Source organism: Streptococcus mitis (assembly GCF_000722695.1).
Lineage (GTDB): Bacteria > Bacillota > Bacilli > Lactobacillales > Streptococcaceae > Streptococcus > Streptococcus mitis_O.
In genome coordinates this window covers 41,628-68,293 of record NZ_JPFU01000012.1, presented here as the reverse complement: position 1 = coordinate 68,293, position 26,666 = coordinate 41,628, and the positions used below count along the sequence as shown (strand labels likewise).

Annotated in this window: 24 protein-coding genes and 1 pseudogene; 13 read left to right on the top strand and 12 right to left on the bottom strand. The window is 40.6% G+C overall.

The features are described 5' to 3' along the window. Nucleotides 1-96: 96 nt before the first annotated feature. Nucleotides 97-5,286 (top strand): YSIRK signal domain/LPXTG anchor domain surface protein, encoded by a 5,190-nt coding sequence (locus tag SK629_RS12085; protein WP_042900747.1) that lies wholly within the window; start codon nt 97-99, stop codon nt 5,284-5,286. Nucleotides 5,287-5,482: 196 nt separating this feature from the next. Then, nucleotides 5,483-5,821 (top strand): annotated as a pseudogene (locus SK629_RS04305) (8-oxo-dGTP diphosphatase); the annotation flags it as partial. Here the strand turns inward: SK629_RS04305 and SK629_RS04300 are convergent. From SK629_RS04300 to coaB, 5 genes are all read right to left on the bottom strand, one after another. Further along, nucleotides 5,818-6,333, bottom strand: coding sequence for a transcription repressor NadR (locus SK629_RS04300; RefSeq protein ID WP_042900746.1), 516 nt, complete (start codon nt 6,331-6,333; stop codon nt 5,818-5,820). The pseudogene SK629_RS04305 and the gene SK629_RS04300 overlap by 4 nt on opposite strands. An 11-nt stretch (nt 6,334-6,344) precedes the next feature. Then, on the bottom strand, nt 6,345-6,872 hold the full coding sequence (locus SK629_RS04295; RefSeq protein WP_001097390.1) for an ECF transporter S component: 528 nt from the start codon (nt 6,870-6,872) through the stop codon (nt 6,345-6,347). 177 nt (nt 6,873-7,049) lie between these two features. Next, nucleotides 7,050-7,613, bottom strand: coding sequence for an ECF transporter S component (locus tag SK629_RS04290; protein ID WP_033688884.1), 564 nt, complete (start codon nt 7,611-7,613; stop codon nt 7,050-7,052). Then, nucleotides 7,597-8,148, bottom strand: coding sequence for a phosphopantothenoylcysteine decarboxylase (coaC, locus tag SK629_RS04285; protein ID WP_042900744.1), 552 nt, complete (start codon nt 8,146-8,148; stop codon nt 7,597-7,599). Before coaC ends, SK629_RS04290 begins: the two co-directional genes overlap by 17 nt. Nucleotides 8,149-8,159: 11 nt before the next feature. Beyond that, nucleotides 8,160-8,849 (bottom strand): phosphopantothenate--cysteine ligase, encoded by a 690-nt coding sequence (gene coaB, locus SK629_RS04280; RefSeq protein WP_042900743.1) that lies wholly within the window; start codon nt 8,847-8,849, stop codon nt 8,160-8,162. Between the two features lie 229 nt (nt 8,850-9,078). Between coaB and SK629_RS04275 the strand changes: the two genes are divergently transcribed. From SK629_RS04275 to radC, 3 genes are all read left to right on the top strand, one after another. Continuing rightward, complete coding sequence (locus SK629_RS04275) at nt 9,079-10,749, top strand: formate--tetrahydrofolate ligase (protein ID WP_042900742.1); 1,671 nt, start codon at nt 9,079-9,081, stop codon at nt 10,747-10,749. 162 nt (nt 10,750-10,911) lie between these two features. Then, nucleotides 10,912-13,203: a DNA helicase PcrA gene (gene pcrA / locus SK629_RS04270; RefSeq protein WP_042900741.1), complete on the top strand. Its 2,292-nt coding sequence runs from the start codon at nt 10,912-10,914 to the stop codon at nt 13,201-13,203. A gap of 42 nt (nt 13,204-13,245) precedes the next feature. Continuing rightward, nucleotides 13,246-13,926, top strand: coding sequence for a RadC family protein (radC, locus tag SK629_RS04265; RefSeq protein ID WP_042900740.1), 681 nt, complete (start codon nt 13,246-13,248; stop codon nt 13,924-13,926). Here the strand turns inward: radC and SK629_RS04260 are convergent. The 7 genes from SK629_RS04260 to SK629_RS04230 all read right to left on the bottom strand — a co-directional run bounded on the left by SK629_RS04260 (nt 13,923) and on the right by SK629_RS04230 (nt 18,694). Continuing rightward, on the bottom strand, nt 13,923-14,612 hold the full coding sequence (locus SK629_RS04260; protein ID WP_042900739.1) for a gamma-glutamyl-gamma-aminobutyrate hydrolase family protein: 690 nt from the start codon (nt 14,610-14,612) through the stop codon (nt 13,923-13,925). The genes radC and SK629_RS04260 overlap by 4 nt on opposite strands. 17 nt (nt 14,613-14,629) lie before the next feature. After that, on the bottom strand, nt 14,630-15,271 hold the full coding sequence (locus tag SK629_RS04255; protein WP_042900738.1) for a redox-sensing transcriptional repressor Rex: 642 nt from the start codon (nt 15,269-15,271) through the stop codon (nt 14,630-14,632). An 82-nt stretch (nt 15,272-15,353) separates the two neighbouring features. Beyond that, nucleotides 15,354-15,569 carry a DUF4649 family protein gene (locus tag SK629_RS04250; protein ID WP_042900737.1) on the bottom strand — a complete coding sequence of 72 codons (216 nt, stop codon included), beginning with the start codon at nt 15,567-15,569 and terminating at the stop codon, nt 15,354-15,356. Nucleotides 15,570-15,576: 7 nt separating this feature from the next. Continuing rightward, nucleotides 15,577-15,924 carry a DUF1831 domain-containing protein gene (locus SK629_RS04245; protein WP_033683737.1) on the bottom strand — a complete coding sequence of 116 codons (348 nt, stop codon included), beginning with the start codon at nt 15,922-15,924 and terminating at the stop codon, nt 15,577-15,579. 4 nt (nt 15,925-15,928) lie between these two features. Then, complete coding sequence (locus SK629_RS04240) at nt 15,929-17,044, bottom strand: cysteine desulfurase family protein (protein ID WP_042900736.1); 1,116 nt, start codon at nt 17,042-17,044, stop codon at nt 15,929-15,931. Between the two features lie 9 nt (nt 17,045-17,053). Further along, nucleotides 17,054-18,013: a ribose-phosphate diphosphokinase gene (locus tag SK629_RS04235; protein ID WP_042900735.1), complete on the bottom strand. Its 960-nt coding sequence runs from the start codon at nt 18,011-18,013 to the stop codon at nt 17,054-17,056. Between the two features lie 111 nt (nt 18,014-18,124). Beyond that, nucleotides 18,125-18,694, bottom strand: coding sequence for a CYTH domain-containing protein (locus SK629_RS04230; RefSeq protein ID WP_042900730.1), 570 nt, complete (start codon nt 18,692-18,694; stop codon nt 18,125-18,127). Between the two features lie 128 nt (nt 18,695-18,822). Between SK629_RS04230 and SK629_RS04225 the strand changes: the two genes are divergently transcribed. The 8 genes from SK629_RS04225 (at nt 18,823) to SK629_RS04185 (ending at nt 26,639) form a co-directional block, all read left to right on the top strand. Then, nucleotides 18,823-19,494 carry a GTP pyrophosphokinase gene (locus SK629_RS04225; RefSeq protein ID WP_000171684.1) on the top strand — a complete coding sequence of 224 codons (672 nt, stop codon included), beginning with the start codon at nt 18,823-18,825 and terminating at the stop codon, nt 19,492-19,494. Further along, the gene (locus tag SK629_RS04220; RefSeq protein ID WP_042900728.1) at nt 19,478-20,296 is read left to right on the top strand and encodes an NAD kinase; all 819 of its coding nucleotides are present in this window, start codon (nt 19,478-19,480) and stop codon (nt 20,294-20,296) included. Before SK629_RS04225 ends, SK629_RS04220 begins: the two co-directional genes overlap by 17 nt. Next, nucleotides 20,293-21,189, top strand: coding sequence for an RluA family pseudouridine synthase (locus SK629_RS04215; protein WP_042900726.1), 897 nt, complete (start codon nt 20,293-20,295; stop codon nt 21,187-21,189). Before SK629_RS04220 ends, SK629_RS04215 begins: the two co-directional genes overlap by 4 nt. Nucleotides 21,190-21,233: 44 nt before the next feature. After that, nucleotides 21,234-22,208, top strand: a complete 975-nt coding sequence (pta, locus tag SK629_RS04210; RefSeq protein WP_042900725.1) for a phosphate acetyltransferase — start codon at nt 21,234-21,236, stop codon at nt 22,206-22,208. Nucleotides 22,209-22,441: 233 nt separating this feature from the next. Continuing rightward, nucleotides 22,442-23,653 carry an A/G-specific adenine glycosylase gene (mutY, locus tag SK629_RS04200; protein WP_050492350.1) on the top strand — a complete coding sequence of 404 codons (1,212 nt, stop codon included), beginning with the start codon at nt 22,442-22,444 and terminating at the stop codon, nt 23,651-23,653. Between the two features lie 125 nt (nt 23,654-23,778). Continuing rightward, on the top strand, nt 23,779-24,486 hold the full coding sequence (gene yycF / locus SK629_RS04195) for a response regulator YycF (protein ID WP_033681745.1): 708 nt from the start codon (nt 23,779-23,781) through the stop codon (nt 24,484-24,486). Next, nucleotides 24,479-25,828 (top strand): cell wall metabolism sensor histidine kinase VicK, encoded by a 1,350-nt coding sequence (gene vicK, locus SK629_RS04190; RefSeq protein ID WP_042900722.1) that lies wholly within the window; start codon nt 24,479-24,481, stop codon nt 25,826-25,828. The genes yycF and vicK overlap by 8 nt, the downstream gene beginning before the upstream one ends. 1 nt (nt 25,829) lies before the next feature. Beyond that, the gene (locus tag SK629_RS04185) at nt 25,830-26,639 is read left to right on the top strand and encodes an MBL fold metallo-hydrolase (RefSeq protein WP_042900721.1); all 810 of its coding nucleotides are present in this window, start codon (nt 25,830-25,832) and stop codon (nt 26,637-26,639) included. The last annotated feature ends 27 nt before the right edge of the window (nt 26,640-26,666 follow it).

Genomic DNA, 26,666 nt, shown 5'->3' with positions numbered 1-26,666 from the left:
AAATTAAAAAGCATATCCTTTCCTTAAATTCCTAAAATATTTAAGGGGGGGGATTTTTTAGTACCTCTAAAATAAAAATAGGAGAGAGGCGATTAGATGAGAAAATCATATCGTGAAGTGAACGGAGAAAAGGTATTCCGTTATTCTATTCGTAAGTACCATTTTGGTGCTGCAAGTGTTGCCGTAGCAGCATTAATGTTTTTTGCAAATGGTGCGGTTAAGGCAGACACTTTACCAGTATCACCTGCTACGGCGAATACTGAAAAGGTAAATGTTGGTGTTACGGAACTGACAGAAGGAGTTCCACCTAAAGAGAATCCTATAGAGAAATCAAAAGAGGAAGTAGTGGGTGATAAAATACCAGTTGCTCAGAAGCTAGTGGATCAGTCTCCTCTTGTTCAGGCTATTAGTGAACTTCAAGCTGCGATTGCAAAAGTAGACGAGGAAAGTTTAGTAAGTTTATCTAATCAACTTACTCAATTAACCGATGAAAATAACCGTTTACTTAATGGAGAAAATACTTCTGAGGAAGCGATTGCAAGTCAAGTAAGTCGAGTTCAATTTCTTACAGAGCAAGTGCGTCTACTTAAGTCTAAGACTAAAGATAAAGCTTCTAACAAGGAAGATGGATCTGGTTCTAAAGCTCAAGATAAAAAAGAGTTTGAAGTATCAGAGAATGCTGTGACACTTGTTAATCAGACTGAAGAAATCAAAAAATCTGTAAAAGATGTCAAAGTCGAGGAAGTGTTCAATAATAAAACCAAATTGGAAACGCTTTTAAAAGAAATTGACAAATTGAATCCAGAAAAATACACTGAGGATTCAGTAAAGGGATTAAAAGAAAAAGTTGCAAAGGCTAAAGAAGTATTAACAACTGCTAAAAATCAAGAGGAAGTTAATTCTGTATATAAAGAGTTAGTTAATTACAAAAACAGTAGTTTAAGACGTGTGAAAACGACTCATAAACCACTAGAGGAAAATACTCCTAAACTAGATACAACAAATGGTAAAGAAACAGTAGGGAAGAAAGCCCAAAATACTGAGCCAAATGATAGGAATATCGCAGGACATAATCATATCTTGAATGGGATTACTTTGCCTGAAGGTAGTGGACTACGAGCTGCACCTAAACCAGAATTAGCTGATGTTCAAATTGGACGATGGAATGGAACTAGACGAACGTTTGATAGTTCGAATGTATTTGTAACACCTGCCAACCAAGGGATAGTTGGAAACGTTATGAAAATTAAAGCTATTTCTGCCAGTGATAATTTTACAAATATTGAAGTTACAGGTAATCAGGGATTCCCATTACAAGTAAAAAAGAAAATCAACGGTAAAGAAGCAGAGTTATATTTTGAGGGGAATACACCATCTAATGGTTCTTGGAATATGACGGTGACAGCCACTACTGCTAAAGGAACGAAAAGTTTTAATTTTGGATATTATACTGCTTTAAGAAAACCTACTATTCTAACACAAAATACTGCTTTAGAGGGGAAAGCTAAAGAAAAACCAACCATTGAAGTAGAAGTTCCTACATTTTCTCCAGCACCAACTGGGTCAAAATTTAAAGTTTACCTAGTCAGAGGAGGAAGTACAAATGGATGGGATAATAGTGGTAATGCTTATCCTTCAGGATATTCTGTTTTAGCTTCGGCTGATGTTGTTGCTTCTACTGGGGGAAAAGGAACTGCAATTATCAATGCAAGTAATTATAGAGTTAGTGAGCTGGGGACTACAGCTTTTAAAGCGATAACTGTAATAGAGTTAAATGGAAGAGAGAATGATACTGACCCAGGTGAACGTGGATCATGGTTTAGTGATGAAAGAAGAGCTACAGAGAGACTTGCTAATAAGTCAGCGTTAACAGCAGCGCTTTCGGATGAAACAACAACCAAAGGAACTCCAGCTTATTACAATGCCGAAGCAAGTAAGAAAACAGCGTATGACAATGCGGTAGCAGCAGGTAAAGTCGTACTAGCCAAAGACAATGCGACACAAACGGAAGTAAATGATGCCGTAAGTGCGATAACGAACGCTAAGAATGCATTGGGGGGAAGACCAACTAATAAAGGTGCGCTCCAAACTGCGACAACAACAGGAGATACAACAACCAAAGGAACTCCAGCTTACTACAATGCCGAAGCAAGTAAGAAAACAGCGTATGACAATGCAGTAGCAGCAGGTAAAGTCGTACTAGCCAAAGATAATGCGACACAAACGGAAGTAGATAATGCCGTAAGTGCGATAACGAACGCTAAGAATGCATTGGGTGGAAGACCAACTAATAAAGGTGCGCTCCAAACCGCGACAAGCACAGGAGATACAACAACCAAAGGAACTCCAGCTTATTACAATGCCGAAGCAAGCAAGAAAACAGCGTATGACAATGCAGTAGCAGCAGGTAAAGTCGTACTAGCCAAAGACAATGCGACACAAACGGAAGTCGACAATGCATTATCAGCAATTACCACAGCTAAGAATGCATTGGGAGGAAGACCAACTAATAAAGGTGCGCTCCAAACAGCGACAAGCACAGGTGATACAGAAACTAAGGCAACTCCAGCTTACTACAATGCCGAAGCAAGTAAGAAAACAGCGTATGACAATGCGGTAACAGCAGGTAAAGTCGTACTAGCCAAAGACAATGCGACACAAACAGAAGTAAATGATGCCGTAAGTGCGATTACTAACGCTAAGAATGCATTGGGTGGAAGACCAACTAATAAAGGTGCGCTCCAAACCGCGACAAGCACAGGAGATACAACAACCAAAGGAACTCCAGCTTACTACAATGCCGAAGCAAGTAAGAAAACAGCGTATGACAATGCGGTAGCAGCAGGTAAAGTCGTATTAGCCAAAGACAATGCGACACAAACAGAAGTAAATGATGCCGTAAGTGCGATTACTAACGCTAAGAATGCATTAGGAGGAAACGCGACAAACAAAGACGCGCTCCAAACCGCGACAAGCACAGGTGATACAGAAACTAAGGCAAGTGCAGCTTACTACAATGCCGAAGCAAGTAAGAAAGACGCGTACGATCAAGCAGTAACAGCAGGTAAAGTCGTATTAGCTAAAGATAATGCGACACAAACGGAAGTCAACAACGCATTATCAGCAATTACCACAGCTAAGAATGCATTAGGAGGAAACGCGACAAACAAAGACGCGCTCCAAACCGCTACAAGCACAGGTGATACAGAAACTAAGGCAAGTGCAGCTTACTACAATGCCGAAGCAAGTAAGAAAACAGCGTATGACAATGCAGTAACAGCAGGTAAAGTCGTACTAGCCAAAGACAATGCGACACAAACGGAAGTCAACAATGCATTATCAGCAATTACCACAGCTAAGAATGCATTAGGAGGTAACGCGACAAACAAAGACGCACTCCAAACCGCGACAAGCACAGGTGATACAGAAACTAAGGCAAGTGCAGCTTACTACAATGCCGAAGCAAGTAAGAAAACAGCGTATGACAATGCAGTAACAGCAGGTAAAGTCGTATTAGCTAAAGATAATGCGACACAAACGGAAGTCAACAACGCATTATCAGCAATTAGCACAGCTAAGAATGCATTAGGAGGAAACGCGACAAACAAAGACGCGCTCCAAACAGCGACAAGCACAGGTGACACAGAAACTAAGGCAACTCCAGCTTACTACAATGCCGAAGCAAGTAAGAAAGACGCGTACGATCAAGCAGTAACAGCAGGTAAAGTCGTATTAGCTAAAGATAATGCGACACAAACGGAAGTCAACAACGCATTATCAGCAATTACCACAGCTAAGAATGCATTAGGAGGAAACGCGACAAACAAAGACGCACTCCAAACAGCGACAAGCACAGGTGATACAGAAACTAAGGCAAGTGCAGCTTACTACAATGCCGAAGCAAGTAAGAAAACAGCGTATGACAATGCAGTAACAGCAGGTAAAGTCGTACTAGCCAAAGACAATGCGACACAAACGGAAGTAAATGATGCCGTAAGTGCGATTACTAACGCTAAGAATGCATTAGGAGGAAACGCGACAAACAAAGACGCGCTCCAAACAGCGACAAGCACAGGTGATACAGAAACTAAGGCAAGTGCAGCTTACTACAATGCCGAAGCAAGTAAGAAAACAGCGTATGACAATGCAGTAACAGCAGGTAAAGTCGTACTAGCTAAAGATAATGCGACACAAACGGAAGTCAACAATGCATTATCAGCAATTACCACAGCTAAGAATGCATTAGGAGGAAACGCGACAAACAAAGACGCACTCCAAACAGCGACAAGCACAGGTGATACAGAAACTAAGGCAAGTGCAGCTTACTACAATGCCGAAGCAAGTAAGAAAACAGCGTATGACAATGCAGTAACAGCAGGTAAAGTCGTACTAGCCAAAGATAATGCGACACAAACGGAAGTCAACAACGCATTATCAGCAATTACCACAGCTAAGAATGCATTAGGAGGAAACGCGACAAACAAAGACGCACTCCAAACAGCGACAAGCACAGGTGATACAGAAACTAAGGCAAGTGCAGCTTACTACAATGCCGAAGCAAGTAAGAAAGACGCGTACGATCAAGCAGTAACAGCAGGTAAAGTCGTATTAGCTAAAGATAATGCGACACAAACGGAAGTCAACAATGCATTATCAGCAATTAGCACAGCTAAAGAGAAGTTAGATGGGGCGCCATTCCCTACAGAAATAGAAAAATCAAACGCCATTGCAGAAGTGAAAAAAGCTTTAGATACTAAGATTAAATCTATAGAATCAAGTAAAGAATTTACAGATAACGATAAAGACATCCTTAAAGACAAAGCTGAAAAAGCAGCGATGGCTGCTATTGTAAGAATAAAAACAGCAACAACAAATGCAGCTGTAGAAACAGCAAAAATTGAAGGAATAGAAAGAATTAACTCTATAGAGGCGAATTTACCTGCTACACTTGATTTTCCGGAATTTACAGGAGAGGTGAATGGTGAAATTGTAGAACCAACTGAGACACTTAAAGAAGAACAAGGTGGAGAAAACAAACCTCAACCAGCATCAGTAGTGCCATCTGATGATACAACACGTGAGCCTGAAGTAGTCACTTCAAATTCTCAACCAGTTTCATCAGAGAATAATGTACCGAAACAAAATGATTCTAAAAGTCATGCCGCATTACCAAATACGGGTACCAAAGAAGATCGTGCTACCGGTTCATTAGGAGTTCTATCTCTTCTTGGAGCATTTGGTTTACTATTTGCTAAAAAGAAGAAAGATGATGAAGAGGAAGCATAAGTAGAAAATCTCATTTAATCTCTAGATTAGGAACTATCAGCGAGTTCTCTAATCTGGAGATTTTTTTCAATATGCCTCGTTATTGGGCAGTTACGATAATACTTTATAGTTGTTTGGTTTAAAAAAAGCATGCTATGATAAAGCTATGGCATATAGTACAGATTTTAAACAAGGAGCATTATATTAGATCAAAGAGGGGCACAGGCATGGCGAGTCTTTCGCAGAGTCTGTCATTCGTGAAATCTATGAAGAAACAGGATTGACTATCCAAAATCCTCAACTTGTCGGCATTAAAAATTGGCCACTAGATACAGGTAGGCGCTATATTGTCGTTTGTTATAAGGCGACTGAGTTCTCTGGTACCCTTCGCTCTTCAGATGAAAGAGAAATTTCTTGGGTGCAAAAAGACCAGATTCCAAACTTGGATCTGGCCTATGATATGTTACCTTTGATGGAAATGATGGAAGCTCCGGACAAATCTGAATTTTTCTACCCTCGCCGTACAGAAGACGATTTGGAAAAGAAAATTTTCTAGTCTTTTACTAAATAACCGAGCTTATCCAAGGCCTCCTCGATATAGTGGAGGTCTTGTTGTGTTTCGGCTTCAACTAGGTGGTAATGGATACCATCTGTCAATTCAGATAAAGGTTTAAAATCAGAATGCTCGACTTGTTCTAGAAAATGTTGAACGTCTCGGCGGCAAGAAAGTTTAAGCAAGGTTTCAATTTCTCCATAAACGGGATGGTCAATCAAGGTGTTTTGAACACGTCCACCATTATCTACGATAGCGAGGAGTTCTTGACCGATTTCTTCAACTTCATGTTTCACTTTAAAAAGTTTATGAACATAAGGGTTAGTATCAATTTGCTTATAGACGTAGCCACGATTGGTGGATAGGATAGGAGCGCCATCGGCTCTCAAAATTGCAATATCCTGTACAATGACCTGACGCGTGACATGAAAATGTTCAGCCAAACTTTGACCATTGAGGGCTTTAGGAGCTTCTTTCAAGACTTGGAGCAGGGCTTGTTTGCGATCTTTTGTCATAGTTTTTCCTCTTAACGGCGTTTTCGAAGCACTTTATAGACAGCTAGTGCTAATGTATAGTCTACCATACTATGGATAATTGTGCCAAATCCAACTAGTACAAATAGAACATAAAACATATTTTCTACATTGGTACCAGAAGTTGCGTAAAAAAGGACACAGGCTAATACTTCAGCAAGGGCATGAATGACAGCCAAAACAAAGTTGAAAATCCAAGAAGATTTTGGTTTATCTAGGGTATCGGGAAATTTTTGTAGGTAAAGAGCTCCTAGAGTTCCAAAAAAGATATGGGAAAAAGCTCGAAATACGATAACCATGGGATATCCAGCCATCAAAAATCCAAAACTAGAGGCTAGTATGACAAAAATTGCCATTAAGGGCGACAAGAACATGGCTATAAAAATAGCAATGTGACTTCCTAAAGTGTAAGAAGCAGGTGGAATGACAATCTTGAAAGGCATAACAATCGGAATCAAAATTGCAATAGCTGTTAATAGGGCTGTCATTGTCATAAATTGTGTCTTTTTCCGTGTATTCATAAGAATCTCCTTTTTATCTGTATATACACTAGTATAGTACAATAAAGAAGACAATAAAGCAAGGATTTACTTAGGTTTATAGGTCATTTTTAGTTAGATATTGGTAAAGATTTCACTAATAATAGTAACTATATCAAACAAAATCTCCACCTTCAGGTTTGAAAGTGGAGATTGTTTTTATTTTTTCAAAGTCTGTAGTCTTGGAACAATGGCTAAGGTTAGAACTGCGGAAATGACTAATTCAGCAATCGAATTTGTTGAGATAACAGTTGCTAGGAGTTTTTGGATATTACCATCAAAAACATTTCCAAAAAGGTAGAAAATTCCACCAAGGACAAAGACAGTATTTGTCAAGGAACCAAGGGCACCAGCTAGAATCAGACCAGTCTTATTTTTCATCAGCTTATAGACTAAGTAAGGAGTCAAACCAATCAAAATACGTGGGACGATGGCAATGATAGCTGAGTAGATGTTTCCGTTTGGTACAAATGGAGAGAAGAGGTAGCTTGTCGGTAGAATTGTAATCGTGTTAACAGTTAAGCTAAGTAGTCCCATCAAAAATCCAAGTGTAACCCCAACTCGTGGACCGTAAATAATGCTGGCAATAATGACAGGAATATGAACGATGGTCGGTTTGATTGGGAATGGAAAAAGGTTAAAGACAAGCGAGCTTAGAAAATGAATCACAAGCATGGTTGCAAAGAAGATAGCAATGGGCGCAATATTAGATCGTTTTTTCATCGAGAGTTTCCTTTATTCTTTCTAAAATAATTGTGAGGTCGGCTAAAGCTCCTCGTCCATGGTCTCCACAAGCTAGTAGGGATTCCTTAGGAGCAATCAGCTGATAGCCGTAGGTTTCTAATGTTTTCAGATTAGCCTGAGTTGCTGGATGTTCATACATCTTTGTATTCATAGCAGGTGCGATGAGTTTGGGAATATGACTTGGCAAGGCTAGAGCCATACAAGTTACCATGTTGTCCGCAAAGCCGTGGGCTAGTTTTGCAATAGTGTTAGCTGTTGCAGGGGCCACGATAAATAAATCTGCTTTTTTTCCAAGTTCGATATGATTGACTTGATCAGGATAGGGTTCCTTCATGACATCTAGGTGGACAGGATTTTGTGATAAGACCTGTAGTGTCAATGGTTGGATAAACTCTGTAGCAGCCTGAGTCATTAAGACAGTGACATGATGACCTTGTTTTTTTAGAGAACTGACTAAATCTGCCGACTTGTAAGAGGCGATTGACCCCGTTACAGCCAAGAGAATGTTTGCCATAGCTTTCCTTTCTACGAATGATAGCCTTGAATTTTTTCAAGGAGGAGTTCTGCAATTTCTTCTTTAGTCTGGACTGTTTGAAGCTGATTTTTTTCAACAAAGATTGCACGATGTTGATCTGCTGAAATTTGAGACAGGTCATTTGCAATAATCAAGTCTGCTTGGTTTTTGATAAGACTTTTTCTAGCAACTTCAACTAGATAATCTTCGTTAACATCAACCAGCAGTTTGAAACCAATCAGATGAATAGCAGGATTCCATTCCTTGACCAGAGAGATGATTTTGGGTGTCTTTTTTAGGAACAAAACCTGAACCTCGTCAGTTGAAGAAATCTTAGTCTGATGATTCTGCTTGCTTAAAAATTCTTCTAGATTGGAGCTAGCTTGAACTTCCTCAAGCCCTGTCATATAAACAGGAGTGTAGTCAGAAACAGCCATTGAGTGGATCAAGACCTGATAATCCTTGATACGTTCTTGCATTTCTAGTAGAAGGTCCTCGGTATTGTTAATTTCTAGAATGCTTAGGTTAGGATGGGCTTCTGGCTTCACAGCTCGTTTTGTCGTAATTAAACAAACTTCATGCCCTGCAGCAAGCAAGGTTTCTGTGATGATTTTCCCCAAGCGACCAGTAGAATGGTTAGTGATAGAGCGGACGCTGTCGATAGCTTCACTGGTACCGCCCGATGTAACTAAAATTTTCATAGCACTATTGTACACAAAAATAAACGGTAAGTAAAATGAAAGCGATAAATTTTTGGTAAAAATGAAGATTTACTATAGTTTCAAACTATAAAGCCATATAAAATTTAAGAAAGGACTCTAAAAACCTTAAAAACAGGGATATTTACGAACGTTTAGAGAGTTTTAGGATGTTAAAAATCTTGTTTTGTGTTATAATGAATTATCATATAAGAGGTTAGAGGAGTTTTGAATGAAAACAGATATTGAAATTGCACAGAGTATTGAGTTGAAGCCAATCGTTGATGTTGTAGAGAAACTTGGTATTTCTTACGATGATTTGGAGTTGTATGGAAAGTACAAGGCTAAGCTCAGCTTTGATAAAATTCGTGCAGTTGAGAGCAATCCAGTTGGAAAATTGATCTTGGTTACTGCCATCAATCCAACACCTGCAGGTGAAGGAAAATCAACTATTACCATTGGTCTTGCGGATGCCTTGAACAAGATTGGCAAGAAAACCATGATTGCTATCCGCGAACCATCTCTTGGTCCAGTAATGGGGATTAAGGGTGGTGCTGCAGGTGGTGGTTATGCCCAAGTTCTGCCAATGGAAGACATCAACCTCCACTTTACTGGAGACATGCATGCCATTACAACTGCTAACAACGCTCTTTCTGCCTTGATTGATAACCACTTGCACCAAGGAAATGAGCTAGGAATTGACCAACGTCGTATCCTCTGGAAACGTGTAGTGGACTTGAACGACCGCGCCCTTCGTCATGTGACCGTTGGACTTGGTGGTCCTCTAAATGGTATTCCACGTGAGGATGGTTTTGATATTACAGTTGCTTCTGAAATCATGGCTATTCTTTGTTTGGCAACGGACATCGAGGACTTGAAACGCCGTTTGGCCAATATCGTTATCGGATATCGTTACGACCGTACACCTGTTTCTGTAGGTGATTTGCAGGTTGAAGGTGCCTTAGCTTTGATTTTGAAGGATGCGATTAAGCCAAACTTGGTTCAAACAATTTACGGTACACCTGCCTTTGTACATGGTGGTCCATTTGCCAATATCGCTCATGGGTGTAACTCTGTCTTGGCAACGACAACAGCCCTTCATTTGGCTGATTATACAGTAACAGAAGCTGGTTTTGGTGCGGACCTTGGCGCTGAGAAATTCCTTGATATCAAGACACCAAACTTGCCAACTTCTCCAGATGCAGTAGTTATTGTCGCAACCCTTCGTGCCCTTAAGATGAATGGTGGCGTGGCTAAAGATGCTCTGACAGAGGAAAATGTGGAGGCGGTTCGTGCAGGTTTTGCCAACTTGAAACGCCATGTTGAGAACATCCGTAAGTTCGGTATTCCAGCAGTTGTTGCGATTAACGAATTTGTATCTGATACAGAATCTGAAATTGCAGCCTTGAAAGAACTTTGTGCCTCAATCGATGTACCAGTTGAGTTGGCAAGTGTCTGGGCTGATGGCGCAGAAGGTGGTGTAGCGCTTGCTGAAACTCTTGTCAAGACTATCGCTGAAACCCCAGCTAACTATACACGTCTTTATGACAATGAACTTTCTGTTCAAGAAAAGATTGAAAAGATTGTTACTGAAATCTACCGTGGTAGTAAAGTGAACTTTGAGAAGAAAGCTCAAACACAAATCGCTCAAATCGTTCAAAACGGTTGGGACAAATTGCCAATCTGTATGGCTAAAACTCAATATAGTTTCTCAGATAATCCAAATGCACTTGGAGCACCTGAAAACTTTGAAATTACCATTCGCGAATTGGTACCAAAATTAGGTGCAGGCTTCATCGTTGCCCTAACTGGTGATGTCATGACCATGCCAGGACTTCCAAAACGACCAGCTGCTCTCAATATGGATGTTGAAAGCGATGGAACTGTCCTAGGCTTGTTCTAGTATATTGAAATTGACTTTAAATGAGTTTGGAAATACTATCCAAGCTCATTTTCTTATCTAGATATAAGGAGTTGTCTTCTACACGTAACCAGTCTAGGTAAAGATATTTTCCCTGATTTCTGATATAATAGAAATAGTGACTTCAAGAGTAAGGAAGAAAAGATGAACGCATTATTGAATGGAATGAATGACCGTCAGGCTGAGGCGGTACAAACGACAGAAGGTCCCTTGTTAATCATGGCGGGGGCTGGTTCTGGAAAGACCCGTGTTTTGACCCACCGTATCGCTTATTTGATTGATGAAAAGCTAGTCAATCCGTGGAATATCTTGGCCATTACCTTTACCAACAAGGCTGCGCGTGAGATGAAAGAGCGTGCTTATAGCCTCAATCCAGCTACTCAGGACTGTTTGATTGCGACTTTTCACTCCATGTGTGTGCGTATTTTGCGTCGCGATGCGGATCATATTGGCTACAACCGCAATTTTACTATTGTAGATCCTGGTGAACAACGAACTCTCATGAAACGCATTCTCAAGCAGTTTAATTTAGATCCTAAAAAATGGAATGAACGGAGTATTTTAGGGACTATTTCCAATGCTAAGAATGACTTGATTGATGATGTGGCTTATGCTGCCCAAGCTGGCGATATGTATACGCAAATCGTAGCCCAGTGTTATACAGCCTATCAGAAAGAGCTTCGCCAGTCAGAGTCGGTTGACTTTGATGATTTGATTATGCTGACCTTGCGTCTCTTTGATCAAAATCCTGATGTTTTGACCTACTACCAGCAAAAATTCCAATACATTCACGTTGATGAGTATCAAGATACCAACCATGCTCAGTACCAACTGGTCAAACTCTTGGCTTCACGCTTTAAAAATATCTGTGTGGTTGGGGATGCGGATCAGTCTATCTACGGTTGGCGTGGTGCTGATATGCAGAATATTTTGGACTTTGAAAAGGATTATCCCCAAGCCAAGGTTGTTTTGTTGGAGGAGAATTACCGTTCAACTAAAACCATTCTCCAAGCGGCCAACGAGGTCATTAAAAATAATAAAAACCGCCGTCCTAAGAATCTCTGGACACAAAATGCTGATGGGGAGCAAATCGTTTACTATCGTGCCAATGATGAGCTAGATGAGGCTGTATTTGTGGCTAAAACTATTGATGAACTTGGTCGCAGTCAAAACTTCCTTCACAAGGATTTTGCAGTTCTTTATCGTACTAATGCGCAGTCCCGTACTATTGAGGAAGCCTTGCTCAAGTCAAATATCCCTTATACCATGGTTGGCGGAACCAAGTTCTACAGCCGTAAGGAAATCCGAGATATTATCGCTTACCTTAACCTCATTGCTAATTTGAGTGACAATATCAGTTTTGAGCGTATTATCAACGAGCCTAAACGTGGAATTGGGCCAGGAACCGTTGAAAAAATCCGTGACTTTGCAAATATGCAAAACATGTCCATGCTAGATGCTTCTGCTAATATCATGTTGTCTGGTATCAAGGGTAAAGCAGCCCAGTCTATCTGGGATTTTGCCAATATGATTCTGGATTTGCGAGAGCAACTGGACCACTTAAGTATTACTGAGTTGGTTGAGTCGGTACTAGAAAAAACAGGTTATGTCGATATTCTTAATGCCCAAGCGACTCTAGAAAGTAAGGCTCGGGTTGAAAATATCGAAGAGTTCCTTTCTGTGACGAAAAATTTTGACGACACCTCTGATGTGCCAGAAGAGGAAACTGGTTTGGACAAGCTGAGTCGTTTCTTAAATGACTTAGCCTTGATTGCGGATACAGATTCAGGTAGTCAGGAGACATCAGAAGTGACCTTGATGACCCTGCATGCTGCCAAAGGTCTTGAGTTTCCAGTTGTCTTTTTGATTGGGATGGAAGAAAATGTCTTCCCGCTTAGCCGTGCAGCTGAAGATCAAGATGAATTAGAAGAAGAACGCCGTCTGGCCTATGTAGGAATTACGCGTGCAGAGAAAATTCTCTATCTGACAAATGCTAATTCGCGCCTGCTTTTTGGTCGTACAAACTACAACCGTCCGACTCGTTTTATTAACGAAATCAGTTCAGATTTGCTTGAGTATCAAGGTTTGGCCCGTCCAGCCAATACAAGCTTTAAGGCATCTTATAGCAGTGGTGGCCTTGCCTTCGGTCAAGGTATGAGTCTTGCCCAAGCTCTTCAAGACCGTAAACGCAGTGCTGCCCCAAAAACTATTCAGTCAAGCGATCTTCCATTTGGTCAATTTACAGCTGGCGTAAAATCAGCGTCTAGCGAGGCGAATTGGTCCATTGGTGACATTGCCCTCCACAAGAAGTGGGGAGAGGGAACCGTTCTAGAAGTTTCAGGTAGCGGAGCTACTCAAGAATTAAAAATCAATTTCCCAGAAGTAGGTTTGAAAAAACTTTTAGCTAGTGTAGCCCCAATTGAGAAAAAAATATAATTTTCCATCCTTCTCACGAATAATAAAGTGAGGAGGATTTTTATGTACAGTATTTCATTTCAAGAAGATTCACTATTACCAAGAGAAAGGCTGGCAAAAGAAGGAGTTGAAGCGCTCAGTAATCAAGAGTTGCTAGCTATTTTACTCAGGACAGGAACACGTCAAGCCAGCGTTTTTGAAATTGCCCAGAAAGTCTTGAACAATCTTTCAAGCCTAACAGATTTGAAAAAAATGACCCTGCAGGAATTGCAGAGTCTGTCTGGTATCGGCCGTGTTAAGGCAATAGAATTACAAGCTATGATCGAAATGGGCCATCGTATTCAAAAACACGAAACCCTTGAGATGGAAAGTATTCTCAGCAGTCAAAAGTTGGCCAAGAAGATGCAGCAGGAGTTGGGACATAAAAAACAAGAGCACCTGGTGGCGCTCTATCTCAATACTCAAAATCAAATCATCCATCAACAGACCATTTTTATCGGTTCTGCAACTCGTAGTATCGCTGAACCGCGAGAGATTCTTCACTATGCCATCAAGCATATGGCGACCTCTCTCATCTTGGTCCACAATCATCCTTCAGGAGCAGTAGCCCCTAGTCGTAATGATGATCATGTCACTAAACTTGTCAAAGAAGCCTGCGACCTGATGGGTATTGTTCTCTTGGACCATTTGATTGTCTCTCATTCTAGTTACTTTAGTTATCGTGAAAAGACAGATTTAATCTAAAGTTCATTAACGACATAGTCAAAGAGGTTTTTATCTTTGGGACGATTTTCAAATAGAAATTCTGGGTGCCATTGGACACCGAGAAAGGCGACATCATCCGTACTCATGACAGCTTCAATGATACCATCCTTAGGATCATGAGCTGCAATCTTTAAGTTAGGTGCTAAATCTTTGATACTCTGGTGGTGGAAGGAGTTGATATGGGAGATTTCTCCATAGATTTCTCGAAGAACTGTATCAGGCTCTGTCACCAAGCGTTGAGTTGTGTACTCAGCCGAACAATCTTGCCAGTGGTCTTCGATATCTTGATACAAAGTTCCACCCATGGCAACGTTAAAGAGTTGTGTTCCACGGCAGACAGAAAAAATTGGCTTTTTCTGTTTAATAGCTTCCTTGATGAGGGCCAGTTCGAAGATATCTCTTTGAAGGTGGTAGTCATCGCTATCAATGGTTTTCGGTTCGCCATAGAATTTTGGATCGACATTTTGCCCACCTGTCAAGATGAGCTTGTCAATCAAACTAATATAGTGGATAGCCATTTCTTGATCACCAATCGGTAGGATGATGGGAATCCCTCCAGCGTCTTTAACGCCTTCTACAAAACTTTTTGCTGCGTAGCTCATCATGATGTTATCATCTGGATGAGTTTTTTCGTTTCCTGTAATCCCAATAACTGGTTTTTTCATAAAATGATTTTCGCTTTCTAATCCTCTTTTCGCATGAAATAGAGGAGGGTTTGGAGTTCACTTGTCAAATCGACATACTGAACGACCACGTCTTTTGGTAAATGTAGATGAACAGGTGAAAAACTGAGAATACCTTTCACGCCAGCATCAACTAAGAGATTGGCAACCTCTTGTGATTTGACGCTAGGAACGGTCAGGATAGCAGTTTTGACATCGGCATTCTTAATTTTATCCTTGATTTGAGAAATCCCGTAAATGGGAATACCATCAGGAGTTTGTGTACCGACTTCAGGGTGGTCATCTAGATCAAAGGCCATGATAATCTTCATCTTGTTACGCTCGTGGAAGCGGTAGTGGAGAAGGGCATGGCCCATATTTCCAATACCTACTAGCATGACATTGGTAATGGAGTTATCATTAAGCAAATCGGCAAAAAACGTCATCAGTTTTTTGACATCATAGCCAAATCCACGACGACCTAGTTCACCAAAATAGGAAAAATCACGACGAACTGTCGCTGAATCAATACCGATAGCCTCTGCAATTTGCTTAGAGTTGGCACGTTCAATCTTTTCTGCATGAAATCTCTTAAAAATTCGATAGTAGAGAGAGAGTCTTTTTGCTGTAGCTTTTGGAATAGCAGACTGTTTATCTTTCACAAAATCACAACCTTTCTATTCTTCTATTTTATAGAAACATTGTGAAAAAATCAACAAAAATAAGAAAAAACTAAGAAAAATCTTAGTTTTGATGTAAAAATGATGTTTGTGATAGAAAACGGTAGAGGTCTCCAACCAATCCTTGGTAAACTTCCTGCCCCTCAAAAGTCAAAGAAGTCACATAAAGTGTATCTGGTAGGGTCACACATCCTGACAAAGCCAACATGAGAGCCTCATAATCTTCATACTTGAGTGTACGCTCTACCTGGTAGCTATCTTTATAGGTCAGTTCAAACATTTTGGCTTTATCTTTCTGATTTTGTAAAGACACCACGTTCTACCAAGCTATCCATGAGAAAATAGAATTTTTCCTGATGAATGTGGTGGTCTTCTGATTTGAAAATATCAACTAGACGAAGACCAAACTTGTCAGTGATATTGATTTTAGCCCCTGTAAGTTCCTTGTTAATGATGATTTTGAGTTGGAAGCCTTCACCGCTGTTTGGCACTTTTTCCAAAAGGCGAGTCAGTTCATAGTTACCAACCTTTGTCTCAAAAAAAGTATTGTCCTTGAGGGTGAACTTCTTAACAGTAGGGCTAAGAGTGTAGTCGTAACGACAATTTTTTAACTGAATGGTTTTTTCAAATGCCATATGGCTAACCTCCGATAATTTCTTTTAAGGTTTTTGCGAGGGTTTGTAGATCTTCAACAGTATTTTGTGGAGACAAACTGATGCGAACGGATTCCTTCAAGCGTTCTGAATTTGCCCCGTACATGGCTTCAAGAACATGGCTGGATTGGACAATGCCTGCCGTACATGCTGAGCCAGTAGAGATAGAAATTCCAGCCAAATCTAGCCGAAGGAGTAAGAGGTCGTTTTTCTGGTCAGGAAATCCAATATTGAGAACATAAGGAAGATGATCTTGTCCTCTATTCAGGTAATACTGAACTCCCTCTAGCTTTGCCAGAAAGGCAGTCTCTAGATTTTGTACATGTTGAAAATGTTCTTCTTGCTTTTCTAAATTTTCTTTTAGGGCTGCAACCATGCCTACGATGGCAGCTAGATTTTCAGTTCCTGCTCGTTTTTTCTGTTCTTGGTCTCCGCCATGAAGATAGGAATCAAAGTCCATGCTTGATGCGTAGAGAAAGCCGATTCCCTTAGGACCATGGAATTTATGGGCAGAAGCAGTGAGAAAATCAATGCCCAATTCTTCTGGATGAATAGGGATTTTTCCAATAGCCTGAACTGCATCGACATGATAGGCAGCAGGGTGTTGCTTGAGTATTTGGCCAATTTCAGCAATGGGCAGTAGGTTTCCTGTCTCATTATTGGCAAACATGGTAGAAACCAAAATCGTATCGTCACGTAAGGCCTCTTGAATTTGCTGGGCAGTGATTTCTTGATTTTCTGGCTGGATAATAGTTGCTTCAAAACCAAAGTGCTGAACCAAGTAATCAATGGTTTCAAGGACAGCATGGTGCTCGATGGCAGTTGTGATAATATGTTTTCCTCGTTCTTGGTGACGAAGGCAGTAGCCAATGATGGCAGTATTGTTGCCTTCAGTCCCACCAGAAGTGAAAAAGATATGTTGAGGTTTTGTCCCCAGTAACTGAGCTAGTTCCTGACGGGCTTCTCGCAAGAGTTTGCCAGCTTGACGTCCATGTCCATGAATACTAGAAGGATTTCCATAGGTTTCTTGCATAACCTCGGTCATAGCTGAAATAGCAACTGCTGACATGGGAGTCGTTGCAGCATTGTCCAAATAAATCAAAGAATCACCTTATTTCTTTTTGTTGTAGGCAAAGAGTGGGCTGACTGGTTTTCTTTCGTGGATACGGACGATGGCATCACCAATTAACTCACTAGCAGTGATGTAGCATACGTTTTTAGGAGTTTTTTCTTTTGTTGCTACTGAATCAGTTACAAGAATTTCTTTAATCTTAGTATTGTTAAGAAGTTCAGCAGCACCTTCAACGAAGAGACCGTGGCTAGAAACAGCATAAATTTCTGTAGCCCCTTCATGTTCAACGATTTTAGCTGCTTCAGAGAAGGTACGTCCTGTATTTAAAATGTCATCAATCAAGATGGCTTTTTTACCTTCAACATCACCGATGATATAGCCTTCGTTGCGAGTTGCATCGTCTTGAGGATAGTCGATAATAGCGATAGGAGCATCAAGATATTCAGCCAGGCTACGAGCACGTTTTACCCCTGAATTTTTAGGGCTAACGACAACAACATCTGAACCTCTTAATCCTTTATCACAGTAGTGTTTAGCAAAGAGAGGAACAGTGTAAAGATTATCTACAGGAATATCAAAGAAACCTTGTACTTGAACTGCATGTAGGTCGAGGGTAAGGACACGATCTACACCAGCTTTAACCAGCATGTTAGCAACTAGTTTAGCTGTTAGTGGTTCTCTAGATGATGCAATTCTATCTTGGCGTGCATAGCCAAAATACGGAAGTACAACGTTGATACTGTGGGCACTTGCACGCACACAAGCATCAACCATGATTAACAATTCCATTAGGTGGTTGTTAACAGGGAAACTTGTAGATTGGATGATGTACACATCATAACCACGGACACTCTCTTCGATATTAACTTGGATCTCTCCGTCTGAAAATTGACGTGATGATAGTTTGCCAAGTGGGACACCAACAGCTTGTGCAATTTTTTGTGCAATCTCTTGGTTAGAGTTGAGTGCGAAAAGTTTCATGTTTTTTCTATCTGACATTATAGACCGTCCTCTGTAAACTTTCTGTAGCCAAGCCATATGCTTTAGCATATATTAACTTGGATTCGAGTATTTTTATCTTTTCTATTTTACCAAAAAATGGAGATTATTTCAGCTATTTTTCATGCTTTTGACAAATCGAACCAATTTTGAAGGGGCTTTTTGATAGGAAATCTGATTTTCCTCTAAAAATTGTTTGAATTCTTGTTTGCCTTGCTCGTGATTTTCAACTTCGAGCTCTAATTCGTAATCTGTCATATCAAAGTATTGACTCTCATCAAGTGCCATGAGACCAATAGCTGTTTTCATTTCATAGCGAATCGTTGTGAGACAACCAAGCACCTGCCATTTCTTACTTTGGATACCATATTTAGCCAATTCATCAAGAACCAGCCCCTGAGGAAGTTCTTCCTTAGCCAGATAGTTTTCAGCATCTTTTAGTTGTAATTTTTGATTGTATTCCATGTTTCCAATACTTTGTGGGACTTTGAGTGTCAATTCTGCCCAGTCTTCAAAAGTTCGAATGCGCATAGCAACTTTCTTTTCTCGTAGTTCAAAATCAGGCGTGTCGATGTAGTAATTTTTTTGAAGAACAGGAGTGACACCTCTGAACTGGTCTTTTAGACGATCATATTCATCTTTTTTCAATAGTGTTTTCAATTCAATTTCTAAATGTTTCATTTTTCTTACCTTTTCTTTATCGTTGAAAGCGGATTTATGGTATAATAAGCATTGTATTTATTGTATATGAATCTGGAGAAAAAATCAAAAATATTTTTGAAGGATAATATGAGAATAAGGGAGAATATATGACCTTAGAATGGGAAGAATTTCTAGATCCTTACATTCAAGCTGTTGGTGAGTTAAAGATTAAACTACGTGGTATTCGTAAGCAATATCGCAAGCAAAATAAGCATTCTCCGATTGAGTTTGTGACTGGTCGGGTCAAGCCGATTGAGAGTATAAAAGAAAAAATGGCCCGTCGCGGCATTACTTATGCGACATTGGAACACGATTTACAGGATATTGCTGGTTTGCGTGTGATGGTCCAGTTTGTAGATGATGTCCAAGAAGTTGTGGCTATTTTGCGCAAGCGTCAGGATATGCGGATCATACAGGAGCGAGATTACATTACTCATCGAAAGGCTTCAGGCTACCGTTCCTATCATGTGGTAGTAGAATATATGGTTGACACCATCAATGGAGCCAAGACTATTTTGGCAGAAATTCAAATTCGTACTTTGGCCATGAATTTCTGGGCAACGATAGAACATTCTCTCAACTACAAATACCAAGGGGATTTCCCAGAGGAGATTAAGAAGCGATTGGAAATTACTGCCAAAATTGCCCATCAGTTGGATGAAGAAATGGGTAAAATTCGTGATGATATCCAAGAAGCCCAGGCACTTTTTGATCCTTTGAGTAGAAAATTAAATGATGGTGTAGGAAACAGTGACGATACAGATGAAGAATACAGGTAAACGAATTGACCTGATAGCTAATAGAAAACCACAGAGTCAAAGGGTTTTGTATGAATTGCGAGATCGTTTGAAGAGAAATCAGTTTATACTCAATGATACCAATCCAGATATCGTTATTTCCATTGGTGGGGATGGCATGCTCTTGTCAGCCTTTCATAAGTACGAAAACCAGCTTGACAAGGTCCGCTTCATTGGTGTTCACACTGGACATTTGGGCTTCTATACGGACTACCGTGATTTTGAGTTGGATAAGCTAGTGACTAATTTGCAGCTAGATACAGGAGCAAGAGTCTCTTACCCTGTTCTAAATGTGAAGGTCTTTCTTGGAAATGGTGAAGTGAAGATTTTTAGAGCACTAAATGAAGCCAGCATCCGCAGGTCGGACCGAACAATGGTGACAGATATTGTGATCAATGGTGTTCCCTTTGAACGTTTTCGTGGAGACGGGCTAACAGTTTCGACACCGACTGGTAGTACAGCCTACAACAAGTCTCTTGGTGGTGCTGTTTTACACCCTACCATTGAAGCTCTTCAGTTGACGGAAATTGCCAGCCTTAACAATCGTGTCTATCGAACGCTAGGTTCGTCCATTATTGTTCCTAAGAAGGATAAGATTGAACTCATTCCAACGAGAAACGATTACCATACCATTTCGGTTGACAATAGCGTTTATTCTTTCCGTAATATTGAGCGTATTGAGTATCAAATCGACCACCATAAGATTCACTTTGTCGCATCACCTAGCCATACCAGTTTCTGGAATCGTGTTAAGGATGCTTTCATCGGAGAGGTGGATGAATGAGGTTTGAATTTATCGCAGATGAGCATGTCAAGGTTAAGACCTTTTTGAAAAAGCACGAGGTTTCTAAGGGGCTGCTGGCTAAGATTAAGTTTCGAGGCGGAGCTATTCTGGTCAATGACCAACCGCAAAATGCGACGTATCTATTGGATATTGGAGACCGCGTTATCATTGATATTCCTGCTGAGGAAGGCTTTGAAACTCTAGAAGCTATCGAGCGCCCACTGGATATTCTCTATGAGGATGACCATTTTCTAGTCTTGAATAAACCCTATGGAGTGGCTTCTATTCCTAGTGTCAACCACTCCAATACCATTGCCAATTTTATCAAGGGTTACTATGTCAAGCAAAACTATGAAAATCAGCAGGTTCACATTGTGACCAGGCTTGATAGAGATACTTCTGGCTTGATGCTCTTTGCCAAGCACGGCTATGCCCATGCACGATTAGACAAGCAGTTGCAGAAAAAGTCTATTGAAAAACGCTATTTTGCTTTGGTTAAAGGTGATGGATACTTAGAGTTAGAGGGGGAAATTATTGCTCCGATTGCGCGTGATGAAGACTCTATTATCACCAGACGGGTGGCTAAAGGTGGAAAGTATGCCCATACTTCTTACAAGATTGTAGCTTCTTATGGAAATATCCACTTGGTAGACATTCGCCTGCATACTGGACGTACTCACCAAATCCGAGTCCATTTTTCTCATATTGGTTTTCCTTTGTTGGGAGATGATTTGTATGGTGGTAGTCTGGACGACGGCATCCAACGTCAGGCTCTGCATTGCCATTACCTATCTTTTTATCATCCATTTTTAGAGCAAGACTTGCAGTTAGACAGTCCCTTGCCGGATGATTTCAGTAATCTTATTACTCAGTTATCAACTAATACTCTATAATAAAGTAATTCAGAGTATAATTTATTTTTTAAAGGAGAAAACTCATGGAAGTTTTTGAAAGTCTCAAAGCCAACCTTGTTGGTAAAAATGCTCGTATCGTTCTCCCTGAAGGGGAAGAGCCTCGTATTCTTCAAGCGACTAAACGCTTGGTAAAAGAAACAGAAGTAATTCCTGTTTTGCTTGGAAATCCTGAAAAAATTAAAATTTATCTTGAAATTGAAGGTATCGAGAACGGTTATGAAGTCATCGACCCTCAACACTACGATAAATTTGAAGAAATGGTCGCTGCCTTGGTAGAACGTCGCAAGGGTAAAATGTCTGAAGAAGATGCACGTAAGGTTTTGGTTGAAGATGTCAACTATTTTGGTGTTATGTTGGTTTACTTGGGCTTGGTTGATGGAATGGTGTCAGGAGCGATTCACTCAACTGCTTCAACAGTACGTCCAGCTCTTCAAATCATCAAAACTCGTCCAAATGTTACTCGTACTTCAGGTGCCTTCCTCATGGTTCGTGGTACGGAGCGTTACCTCTTTGGGGACTGTGCCATCAATATCAATCCAGACGCGGAAGCTTTGGCTGAAATTGCAATCAACTCAGCAATCACAGCTAAGATGTTTGGAATCGAGCCTAAAATTGCTATGCTAAGCTATTCTACTAAGGGTTCAGGGTTTGGTGAAAGCGTTGATAAGGTAGTTGAAGCAACTAAAATTGCTCATGACTTGCGTCCTGACCTTGAAATCGATGGTGAGTTGCAATTTGATGCGGCCTTTGTTCCTGAAACTGCAGCTCTGAAAGCTCCTGGAAGTACGGTGGCTGGTCAAGCAAATGTCTTCATCTTCCCAGGTATCGAGGCAGGAAATATTGGCTACAAGATGGCTGAACGTCTTGGTGGTTTTGCGGCTGTAGGACCTGTTTTACAAGGTTTGAACAAGCCAGTTAACGACCTTTCTCGTGGCTGTAATGCAGATGATGTTTACAAGTTGACCCTTATCACAGCAGCCCAAGCTGTTCATCAATAAGATTTAGTCCTCTTTCCTTTGGGAAGAGGCTTTTTATACTCAATGAAAATCAAAGAGCAAATTAGGAAACTAGCCGCAGTCTGCTCAAAACACTGTTTTGAGGTTGTAGATAGGACTGACGAAGTCAGTCACATATATACGGTAAGGCGACGTTGACGTGGTCTGAAGAGATTTTCGAAGAGTATTAATACTAGGAAAAGGACAGTTAGAATCTTCTGTGTTATACTAGAGATATGTTAGATTTGAAAGAATACGGTATCGTCATGTGGCCAGAGGAGAAGATTATTTCTTTCCGTGAGAAACTTCTCACTTGGTATGATGAAAACAAAAGAGATTTACCCTGGCGTAGAAGTAAGAATCCTTATCATATCTGGGTCTCTGAAATTATGCTCCAGCAGACTAGGGTGGATACAGTTATTCCTTATTATGAACGATTCTTGGACTGGTTTCCAACAGTGGAAAGTTTGGCAACTGCGCCTGAAGAGCGTTTGTTGAAGGCTTGGGAAGGTTTGGGTTATTATTCTCGAGTGCGTAATATGCAGGCTGCAGCCCAGCAGATTATAGCTGACTTTGGGGCTCAATTTCCAAATACCTATGAAGGAATTTCCAGCTTGAAAGGGATTGGTCCTTACACTGCGGGAGCCATTTCTAGTATTGCTTTTAACTTGCCTGAGCCTGCTGTAGACGGCAATGTCATGCGAGTTTTGGCTCGTCTGTTTGAAGTCAATCAGGATATTGGCATTCCAAGTAATCGTAAAATTTTTCAGGCAATGATGGAAATCTTGATTGATCCAGAACGGCCAGGTGACTTTAATCAAGCCTTGATGGACTTAGGGTCTGATATTGAGGCTCCTGTAAATCCTAGACCAGAAGAGAGTCCGGTGAAGGATTTTAGTGCGGCATATCAGAATGGAACCATGGACCGTTATCCAATCAAGGCTCCCAAGAAAAAGCCTGTCCCTATTTATCTTAAAGCCTTAGTGGTAAAAAATAGTCAGGGACAATTTCTTCTTGAAAAAAATGAGAGTGAAAAGTTGTTGGCAGGCTTTTGGCATTTTCCCTTGATAGAAGTAGATGACTTTTCGCAAGAAGAGCAGTTTGACCTCTTTCATCAGGTTGCAGAAGAAAGTGTCAATTTTGGCCCCAGCCCAGAAGAGAGTTTCCAGCAGGACTATGACTTAGATGTTGATTGGTTTGATGGTTGTTTTGAGACTGTCAATCATGTCTTTAGTCATCGTAAATGGCATGTTCAAATTGTAGCAGGTCAGGTGACCGACTTCCATGATTTTTCAGATAGGGAAGTTCGCTGGCTTTCACCAGAAGAGTTCAAGGATGTTCCACTTGCCAAACCCCAACAAAAAATCTGGCAGGCTTATGCACAAGCCAACTTAGACTCAATGAAAATCAAAGAGCAAACTAGGAAACTAGCCGCAGGCTGTACTTGAGTACGGCAAGGCGACGTTGACGCGGTTTGAATTTGATTTTCGAAGAGTATTAGACAGTAGCCAAGACTAGCTATTATGTCTTCTTGTTATTTTTTTGGTATAATAGTAGAGAAAAAGGTGAACAAATGAAAAAAATATTAATTGTAGATGATGAAAAACCGATCTCAGATATTATCAAGTTTAATATGACCAAGGAAGGTTACGAGGTTGTAACTGCTTTTAACGGTCGTGAAGCGCTAGAGCAATTTGAAGCAGAGCAACCAGATATTATTATTCTGGATTTGATGCTTCCCGAAATTGATGGTTTAGAAGTTGCTAAGACTATTCGCAAGACAAGTAGTGTGCCTATTATCATGCTTTCGGCTAAAGATAGCGAATTTGATAAGGTTATTGGTTTGGAGCTTGGAGCGGATGACTATGTAACCAAACCCTTCTCAAATCGTGAGTTGCAGGCGCGTGTTAAAGCTCTTCTTCGTCGCACGGACTTGGCTTCTGTAGATAATCAAGAGTCAGATGAAAAGAAAACCCAACCCTTGCAAATTGGGGACTTGGAGATTGTACCAGATGCTTATGTAGCTAAAAAATACGGTGAAGAACTAGACTTAACCCACCGTGAATTTGAGCTTTTGTACCACTTGGCGTCTCATATCGGTCAAGTGATTACACGTGAACATTTGCTTGAAACGGTCTGGGGTTATGATTATTTCGGAGATGTTCGGACTGTTGACGTAACTATCAGACGTTTGCGTGAGAAGATTGAAGATACACCTAGTCGTCCAGAGTATATCCTAACACGTCGTGGTGTTGGTTATTATATGAGAAATAATGATTAAACTAATTAAAGACACAGTTTTAACCAGTGATTTTATCTTTATCCTCATTTTACTTGGCTTTATTTTAGTCGTGACCTTGCTTTTACTAGAAAATCGGCGAGATAATATTCGATTAAAGCAAATCAATCAAAAGGTAAAAGACCTGATTGCAGGAGATTATTCTCAGGTATTGGATATGCAGGGAAGCTCTGAAATTACCAATATTACCAATAATCTCAATGATTTATCAGAAGTAATTCGTTTAACCCAAGAAAATCTAGAACAAGAGAGTAAACGATTGAATAGTATCCTCTCATATATGACAGACGGAGTCCTTGCGACCAATCGTCGTGGGAAGATTACCATGATTAATGACATGGCTAAGAAACAGCTAGGTGTTCAGAAAGAAGAGGTTCTCAATAAAAGTATTCTAGAATTGCTTAAGATTGAAGATGAATATGAACTTCGTGATTTGATTACCCAAGTTCCTGAGCTTATGATTGATTCTCAGGATGCCAATGGTGAATATCTGAGCCTTCGTGTACGTTTTGCCTTGGTTCGTCGTGAGTCTGGCTTTATTTCTGGTTTGGTTGCTGTTTTACACGATACGACGGAGCAAGAGAAGGAAGAGCGCGAACGAAGACTCTTTGTTTCCAACGTTAGTCATGAGTTACGGACTCCTCTGACTAGTGTGAAATCCTATCTTGAAGCTTTGGATGAGGGAGCCTTGTCGGAACCTGTTGCACCAGATTTTATCAAGGTGTCTCTAGACGAAACTAACCGTATGATGCGGATGGTGACAGACCTTCTTCATCTTTCACGAATTGATAATGCAACCAGCCACCTGGATGTGGAATTGATTAATTTTACTGCCTTTATAACCTTTATTCTCAACCGTTTTGATCAGATAAGAGGGCAGGATGAAGAGAAGAAATACGAACTGGTGAGAGATTACCCAATTACCTCAGTCTGGATAGAGATAGATACAGATAAGATGACACAGGTGATTGACAATATTCTTAACAATGCTATCAAGTATTCGCCAGATGGTGGAAAAATCACAGTGACCATGAAGACGACTGATGATCAGATGATTTTATCCATCTCAGACCAAGGATTGGGTATTCCTAAGCAGGATTTACCACGTATCTTTGACCGTTTCTACCGTGTGGATCGTGCTAGAAGTCGTGCCCAAGGTGGTACGGGTCTGGGGCTTGCTATTGCCAAAGAAATTATCAAACAACATAAGGGCTTTATTTGGGCCAAGAGTGAATACGGTAAGGGATCGACCTTTACCATTGTGCTCCCTTATGATAAGGATGCAGTGAAAGAAGAAGTATGGGAGGATGAAGTAGAAGACTAGAATGAGTGAAACAGGCTTTAAATACAGTATTTTAGCGTCGGGTTCCAGTGGAAATTCCTTTTATCTGGAAACTCCAAAAAAGAAGCTTTTAGTGGATGCAGGCTTGTCTGGTAAAAAGATTACCAGCCTACTTGCTGAAATTAATCGCAAGCCAGAAGACCTGGATGCCATCTTGATTACCCATGAGCATTCAGACCATATCCACGGTGTGGGTGTTTTGGCTCGCAAGTATGGTATGGATTTGTATGCCAATGAAAAGACCTGGCAGGCTATGGAAAATAGCAAGTATCTCGGCAAGGTGGATTCTTCGCAAAAGCATATCTTTGAGATGGGCAAAACCAAAACCTTTGGAGATATCGACATCGAGAGTTTTGGTGTGAGTCATGATGCAGTCGCACCGCAGTTCTATCGCTTTATGAAGGATGATAAGAGTTTTGTCCTTTTGACAGATACAGGTTATGTTAGTGACCGTATGGCAGGGATTATCGAAAATGCAGATGGCTATCTTATTGAGTCCAACCATGATGTAGAGATTTTGCGAGCAGGTTCTTACGCTTGGCGACTCAAACAACGAATCCTATCGGATCTGGGTCACCTTTCTAACGAGGACGGTGCTGAAGCAATGATTCGGACGCTAGGAAATCGCACTAAGAAAATCTACCTAGGACATTTGTCTAAGGAAAACAATATCAAGGAGCTGGCTCACATGACTATGGTTAATCAGCTAGCACAAGCTGATCTTGGAGTCGGGATAGACTTTAAGGTATATGATACCTCACCAGATACCGCAACACCATTGACAGATATATAAAAAGAAGGCGAGGGCCTTCTTTTTTAT